1 protein-coding gene and 1 pseudogene are annotated in these 1801 nt (G+C 59.6%); both read left to right on the top strand.

Features of this window, described 5'->3' with window-relative positions; genetic code table 11:
- A pseudogene (locus C0456_RS20330) lies at positions 1–436 on the top strand (hypothetical protein); the annotation flags it as partial.
- Positions 436–1455, top strand: coding sequence for an LLM class flavin-dependent oxidoreductase (locus tag C0456_RS20325; protein WP_291056461.1), 1020 nt, complete (start codon positions 436–438; stop codon positions 1453–1455). The pseudogene C0456_RS20330 and the gene C0456_RS20325, both read left to right, overlap by 1 nt.
- Positions 1456–1801: the final 346 nt, after the last annotated feature.

Here is a 1801-nt window from a genome sequence, read left to right as displayed (position 1 = left end):
CGAGGTCCCGGACCAGACGGGTGAGACCGTGAGCGCCCCGCGCGCCGCCGGCAAGGCCATCAACGCCGTGCGGGTCCGCGCCCCCGCACGGCTGCATTTCGGTTTTCTCGATCTCAACGGCGGCCTCGGGCGCCGCTTCGGCAGCATCGGCCTCGCCCTCGACGCGCCGGCCGTCCAACTCGTCGCGCGCCCGGCCAAACGCGTCTCCGCAAGCGGCCCGGAGGCCGAGCGGGTGCGCGCCAACCTGCTCGCGGCCGCCGCCTATCTCGATATTGGCGGGGTCGAAGTGATGATGGATGACCGCGACGGCGTCGCCCGCTTCTATGATATCAATGCCTTGTCGAACTTTGTTGCCAAGCCAATGGACGTTCTGGGATTTGACCCACACGACCGGTTGGTCGATTATCTGATTCGGCAAATTGAACAGGAAAAGTGATGCGCTACGGATATTGGATGCCGGTTTTCGGCGGCTGGTTGCGCAATGTCGCCGATGAGGGGATGAACGCGAGCTGGGACTACACCAAGAAGCTGGCGCAGCGGTCCGAGGCGCTTGGCTATGACCTGTCGCTCATCGCCGAGCTGAACATGAACGATATCAAGGGTGTGGGCGCGCCGACGCTCGATGCTTGGTCAACCGCAGCGGCGCTGGCAGCGGTGACCGAGACGCTGGAGCTGATGGTCGCGGTGCGGCCCAATTTCCACCACCCCGCGCTGTTTGCCAAAGCAGCGGCTAATATTGACCAGATTTCGGGCGGTCGGCTCGCGCTTAATGTCGTGTCGAGCTGGTGGGCGGATGAGGCGAAGCGCTATGGCCTGCAATTCGACCAGCATGACGATCGCTATGCCCGGACCAGCGAATGGCTGACGATGGTGGAGGGATTATGGGCGGAGGAGGAGTTTGATTTCTCCGGCAAATTCTATGCAGCAGACAAGGCGATTTGCAGCCCAAAGCCGGTCAAGCACCCCACTATCTATGCTGGCGGCGAGAGCGAGGCGGCCAAGACGCTGATCGCCCACCAGTGCGACGCCTATGTCATGCACGGCGATCCCGCATCGGCGATTGCGCCCAAGATCGCCGATATGGCTGCGCGGCGGGAAGCGGCTGGCAAACCGCCAATGCAATACGGCATGGCCGCCTATGCGATCGTGCGCGACAGCGAGGCAGAGGCGCAGCGCGAGCTGGCGCGGATCACCGAAGTGTCGGAACTCCCCGCAGGTTATGACAATTTCGATCAATGGCTGTCGGGCACCCAGCTTGAGCGTGAGATGAAGATCCACGAATATTCGGTGTCCAATCGTGGATTGCGCCCCAATCTTGTCGGAACGCCCGAACAATTGCGTGAGCGGATCGAGGAGTATGAAGCAGCGGGCTTGGATCTCCTGCTGCTCCAGATGAGTCCGCAGGCTGAGGAAATGGAACGATTCTCGGAACAGGTAATGCGATCAAATAACTGATTATAAATAGGAATTTATGGAAGCGCGGACTCGGTTCCCGTCAGTTTTTCGACTCTTTAGTCATAGTCGATTACAGATTATTGCGGTTGATTGGCGCATAATCGTTTCGTGACGATGCATTTTGGTCTGGAATTAGCTACTGTGTAGCGAGAGCTACATGGCCCCTATGAGTCTGCGTTTGGGGGCGCATGGGCGCCGGTGTTTTGGAGGAACGGAACCGGGATGTCAGAACCGCAGACTACACTTTTCCGGGCGCGAACGGGCTACGATCCGATTGATGCGGTCAAGTATCGCCGGGAGACGGTGATCGACCCGTATCAGCATCGTGAAACTGACATTCTGTTTT

This window comes from Hyphomonas sp. (assembly GCF_013823385.1).
GTDB lineage: Bacteria > Pseudomonadota > Alphaproteobacteria > Caulobacterales > Hyphomonadaceae > Hyphomonas.
The sequence above is the reverse complement of the archived record's forward strand: the minus strand, read 5'-3'. Positions and strand labels throughout refer to the sequence as shown.

Coding starts and splice junctions, on each gene's coding strand:
- C0456_RS20325 (WP_291056461.1), top strand. CDS start 436: ATGCGCTACGGATATTGGATGCCGGTTTTCGGCGGCTGGTTGCGCAAT.